This window comes from Sphingomonas bacterium (assembly GCF_903643035.1).
In the GTDB taxonomy this organism is placed as follows: Bacteria; Pseudomonadota; Alphaproteobacteria; order Sphingomonadales; family Sphingomonadaceae; genus Sphingomonas.
In genome coordinates this window covers 1-4,864 of the sequence record NZ_CAHJWW010000206.1, presented here as the reverse complement: position 1 = coordinate 4,864, position 4,864 = coordinate 1, and the positions used below count along the sequence as shown (strand labels likewise).

General features: G+C 63.5%; 4 protein-coding genes and 1 pseudogene. 1 reads left to right on the top strand and 4 read right to left on the bottom strand.

The window, feature by feature from the left end; genetic code table 11:
- Positions 1-315: 315 nt before the first annotated feature.
- The 3 genes and pseudogenes from HUV01_RS11970 to HUV01_RS11960 form a co-directional block, all read right to left on the bottom strand.
- Complete coding sequence (locus HUV01_RS11970) at positions 316-792, bottom strand: BLUF domain-containing protein (RefSeq protein WP_174298472.1); 477 nt, start codon at positions 790-792, stop codon at positions 316-318.
- Positions 793-970: 178 nt separating this feature from the next.
- Positions 971-1,072: pseudogene (locus HUV01_RS15520) on the bottom strand (PEPxxWA-CTERM sorting domain-containing protein); the annotation flags it as partial.
- A 428-nt stretch (positions 1,073-1,500) separates the two neighbouring features.
- Positions 1,501-2,037, bottom strand: coding sequence for a hypothetical protein (locus tag HUV01_RS11960; protein ID WP_217431002.1), 537 nt, complete (start codon positions 2,035-2,037; stop codon positions 1,501-1,503).
- 316 nt (positions 2,038-2,353) lie between these two features.
- On the opposite strand from HUV01_RS11960, the gene HUV01_RS11955 reads away from it, so the two are divergent.
- Positions 2,354-3,133, top strand: coding sequence for a DUF3601 domain-containing protein (locus tag HUV01_RS11955; RefSeq protein ID WP_174298469.1), 780 nt, complete (start codon positions 2,354-2,356; stop codon positions 3,131-3,133).
- Between the two features lie 571 nt (positions 3,134-3,704).
- Here the strand turns inward: HUV01_RS11955 and HUV01_RS11950 are convergent.
- The gene (locus HUV01_RS11950) at positions 3,705-4,625 is read right to left on the bottom strand and encodes a YihY/virulence factor BrkB family protein (RefSeq protein ID WP_174298468.1); all 921 of its coding nucleotides are present in this window, start codon (positions 4,623-4,625) and stop codon (positions 3,705-3,707) included.
- Positions 4,626-4,864: the final 239 nt, after the last annotated feature.

The window sequence follows — 4,864 nt, the reverse complement described above, 5'->3', positions numbered from 1 at the left end:
TCGACGCAAGCTCGAACCGTTGCCATTCGACGGGCTGCCTTTCGCACCACAACAATAGCCGGAGATCGAATTGGCTGCCCCATCCAACCTCCGAACCATAAGGCGGCAAACCGTCGCCGCGCTTTCAAGACCCTAGTACCGGACGTAAGGCGCGAGTTTAGCCGTCCCTAATCCGGATTCTTGTACATTCGATCGTATCGTGGGCGTTGGTAGGGGCGTCGCCAACCGCAGGCTAAGGTGAATGAGCAAGATCGGCCATAGACTGACCGTCCACCACTGCGCAGACGGACAGAACAAAGCGCTTCAGCTGACAACCTAACTAGCTTGCCCAAGTCCTTCCAGCTGTCCCGAATCAAGGTGCACAAGAATACGCTTGAGCGACGCGATGTTGTTCTTGTCTTGAGCGCTTCCGAGTGCGTCCCGCAGCACCGAGCGGATGTCGTCTGCTTCTACCCGCTCCATCTCCCAATTCGGATACAGGCGCTCGCGCTTCTCCTCGCTCCAGTCCAGCGAGACGAAATCGTAATGGCGCGGATCGGCACGGAGGCTCTCGATTAGCTTTTGCACTTGGGCGGCCGGCCCTTCGATCCATTGGAAAAAGACGCCGCTGCCAAACACCAGCACCCCGGTGATGCCATTCGCGGAATTGCTGCGTTGAGCCGACTCAACGATTCGACTTACTTCGAAGTCGCCGACGCCTTCGGCGGCGCGACTGCAGTAAACGTATGTGTAAAGCATGGGCGCGGCGGCATCCAAATCGGCGACGCGTGGAAAACCGGGTTCGTCGAACATGGGTTGGCCCGCTCTGTCTTTGCCAGTTAGGCCGTGTGGCACGAAAAGAGGTGGGGTATCGCACCTATTTTCACTCGTGTAGCCGGACCAACCGGGACCCCAGGCGCCACAAGCCGCCACTCAGACTCGCGACACTCGTTTTCAGAAGCTGAAGTTCGTCACGTCAAATTGGAACGGTTCAAACGGGCCGAAGTCTTCCGCGACGACGGATGAAGCCACCAACGCAAACGAAGCCGCCTATCATCATGGTCCACGTCGCCGGCTCAGGAACGCCAGCTGGGTCGTACAGGTAGTTGATGCCCGACGCGCTGGTCAGCACGACCTGGCCGCGGTCATTGAGGCCGAAGGCATCGTACGAGCCTCCGCCCGGCGGTGTCAGCTCGGTGAATGCGTGGCTGAGTATGTCGTAAAGGAAGGCGTGCGGATCGCCGAAAGCGTCGAGCCATTCGCCCGACGCAAGGCCGTGGTTGTTGACCGCCTCGAGATAGGTCGTCGAGGCGTTGGCCGCGCTGGGGTCGGTGACGAACTGCTGGTACGCGCCGCCCGAGTAGACGAACCCCCGCGTCACCCCGATGTTGTTGTCGAGTGTCCAGCCGACCACCAGCCCGGCGTCGTTGATCCCGCGCCCGACCGTCTTGACGCGGAAGTCCGCCGAAACCGAGAGCTCGGTGTAGCTTGTGCCGTCGAGGATGTAGCCGTGGCGAAAATTCATTGCACCGATCTGTGTGAAGTTCTCGCCGACGATGACGCCAGCGGTATTGACCCCTGCGCGATGCCGTGGAGCGCGTCGCCGGTCACGGGATTGTGTAGCAACGTGATCATGCCGTCGGGATCGCGGCGAAACTCGTTCGCGGTGCGGATGTCGTCGGTCGCGTCGATGTACGAATAGCCGGTGATGACGTTGCCGGCATTGATCGCCCGGCCGAGCGTCGCGTAATCGCCGTCGCTGAACAACGTATAAAATCCTCCGGGGCTGCGCAGGAAGCCCGACCCGCTGCCGTCGGAGTTGGTGATGTTGCCGGTCATATACCCGGCGTTGTTGATCCCAAGGACGCCAGTCTCGGTGCCGACGCCCGTGTAGGCCGGGATCAAGGTATAAGTTGCCGCCGATGCCCCCTGTCCAATGACCGCACCACCGGTAACTAGGATCGTCGCGAGGACTGCAGACCGCAGATACGGCCGATAAACTCCCCGCCATTTCGTCATGATCTTCCCCTCTAGACCTAATGTGGCACGATAAGCCAACGTCGGCTAGCAGCGACAGTCGCGTCAGCGAATGATCAGCAGGCGGCGATCTGGCCGAGAGGATCTTCGAAAAGCTCGACGACCTAACTTCGGACTGTCGCCCTGCCTTGCCTGCCTCTCGATAGCGGTCATTTATTCAGCAACCACCTCCGAGTCTGACGGAGCCGGTAGCTGCCTTCCCGAAATTTTCGCGAGGGCTCATAAGCGGACACTGCAGCAGACTGCCGCGAATTTGCACTAAGGCGCAAGCTGGCGGATATTATCCCGCTCAGTCGCTGCCGCCCAATGCCACACGGGCGCCGCAAGGGGGAGCAGCATGGATGCAATTCGCAACGATGTTGGCCACCTTCGCATCGGCGTTCGCTACCGAGTGGTGCGAGCGTTCACGGATTATGACGGCGCTCTCCACCCGGTCCGTGAGACCTGGCGTTTCGGCGGAGCGGCCTTCTTGCCGTACGAGGACGGGTACACCTTCTACGTCTCGGCCGATGGGGTCAACGAGACGAGCTTCCGGATGCAGGAGCGCCCCGAAGCGCAGGGCGAGTTCTTCGCCGATACGGCCGCCTATCTCTTGGCCGTTCGGCCCGGCCCGCCTCCGCTGGCGTCGGCTATTACCGCCGGAGCGGTCTCCACCGCAGCAGCGCTCGCGGCTGCCGCCGCCTCGGCCGCCCGATCGACGAGGGGCAGCAGGGCGCGAACGGTGCCCGCGTCGACGCCTGCCGGAACCGTGTCCCACGCAGGCGACCGCGCAGTCGCGACCGCGCCGCTGGCACCATCCCGATTATCACTAAGCGCTCTGCGCGAGCGGCGGCGAGCCGCGCGGACACGATACCAAGCCGCGGGCCGCCGCCTTCGACTCGATCCACCGATGTGGCTTATCCTGGGAAGTTTCCCGGCGGCCGCACTCGTCATCCTCTATGGGTTCCAGGCCCACGCGCGCGACGAGGAGATCTCGTTCGGTCGTTACGGCGTCTACAACGATTACCCATGGTGGAGCGCCGTGATCTACGGCGCGGTTTGGCTCGTCGCTGCCATCGACGGGCTGGTACGGAAGCTGACGAGACACCGCGGCCAGCGGGTCGACCGACCGTCGTAACCTTAGGGAGCTCGACCCCACCTTCGGTCATTCAGCGACCCTAAGCCGCCTCTCAAAAGCGGACGCCCGTTCACGTGCGGGGGTGCGTATTGTTGTGCTATGATGGCTCGCACCCGTCGATGAGAAAGGACACTACGATGAAGGAACCAGGCCTAGATGGTCGCCATCGCGATAAAACTCCGCCGAAAACCGGTCAGATCCAGCAGAAGCGTGGAGACACACAAAATAAGAATCTCCCAGATCCGATTCCAGAGTTCTGTCCTCAAGCTAAGCTATCGACAATGCGGAAAGAAACGGGCGAAACGAACGTGAAGGCCGTCACCGCTGCGGCGAAGAAGCGAAGATAAGCAGCCTAGTTTTGCTTCCGGATAGCGCATATCTTGAGGCGCGCCCCGGTTTCGGGCTGTCAACGCACGCTCCGCTCGGTCTCTTCTAGTCGTGCAGGCAGATTGCAGTAGCGAAGACCCCACAAACAGTCATTCGTGGCGCCCAACCTCTCTCCCGACTCTTGCCATTCGTTCATCTCGATTTGCGATCTCAAAGCCTTGACCCGCTTCACTCCGCTCCAAACTTATCCTGCCGATACTTCGCGCTCAGGCTCGGCGTTTAGTTCGGCCCCGAGGAGGAGGACATAGGCCGACAGGTAGAGCCAGAGCAGCAGGACGACGACCGCGCCCAGCGAGCCGTAGGTCGCGCCGTAGTGACCGAAGTTCTTGGCGTAGAGGCCGAAGCCGAAAGTGACGACGAGGAAACCGACCATGGTGACGATGGCGCCGGGCGTCACCCACTGCCAGCGGGCGCCGCGCCGGGCCGGGGCGAAGCGGTAGAGGAGAGCGACAGCGGTCAACGCGATCACCGCCGTCGCCGCCGCCGAGCCGGCCTTGATAAGCGCCGCCATGACCGGCGAGCCGCCGAGGCTGTGGCCGAGCGCGGCGAACAGCGACCCCGAGACCAGCGCGACGACGAAGACGAGGACGGCCACCGCCGTTACCGCGGCGTTGATCAGCGTCGCGCCGACAAAGCCGCGGTCGTCGGGCACCTCGTAGGCGACGTTGAGCGCGGTGACGACGGCGCCCGCGCCCTTCATCGCCCCATACAGCGCGAGAACGAGAGCGACAGCAAGACCAAGCCCCTTCTTTCCCGTGGCGGTTGTTACGACACTGGTTAGCTGGTCGCCGATCAGCTTGGCGGCGTCGGCGGGAACATGCTGGACGATAGCGCGCATCTGACTGGCGACGTCACCGGGGTCGGTGACCAGCCCGTAGGTCATGACCAGCGCGCCGAGCGCTGGTATCAGCGTGAGGAAGCCGTAGTAGGCGACCCCGGCCGAGATCAGCCCAAGGTTGTCCTTGGCTGACTCGCGGTAGACCCGGACCAGCGCCCGGCCCCAGCCAGTCAGTGGCAGGCGGGAGAGCGACGCCGCAGGCGGCGCCGCCGGCAGCACGTGGTACGATTCGGTCGGTGGTGCGGGCGGTGGTGCGGGCGGCGGCATCGCCACACCCTGTCGCCACGGTGCGCGCGGGGCAACGACAAAACCCTGCAGGAGACAGCGGGGCGGCCCTGACGGATTGACGCGACTGCGTGAGCGCGGGCAAGCGACGCGGGCAGGCGCGACGGCGAGGAGTGATCATGACAGCCGATAGCGTGCCCGGGGGCGTCGGCCTCCGCGCCGGACTGCGGGCATTGGCGGCGGCGGTGCTTGCGGTGGCCCCCGCGGCCGCCGCCGCGACC

Excerpts from the sequence above, each read along its gene's own strand:
- HUV01_RS11950 (WP_174298468.1), bottom strand. The coding sequence starts at position 4,625 with ATGCCGCCGCCCGCACCACCGCCCGCACCACCGACCGAATCGTACCAC.
- HUV01_RS11955 (WP_174298469.1), top strand. The coding sequence starts at position 2,354 with ATGGATGCAATTCGCAACGATGTTGGCCACCTTCGCATCGGCGTTCGC.
- HUV01_RS11970 (WP_174298472.1), bottom strand. The coding sequence starts at position 792 with ATGTTCGACGAACCCGGTTTTCCACGCGTCGCCGATTTGGATGCCGCC.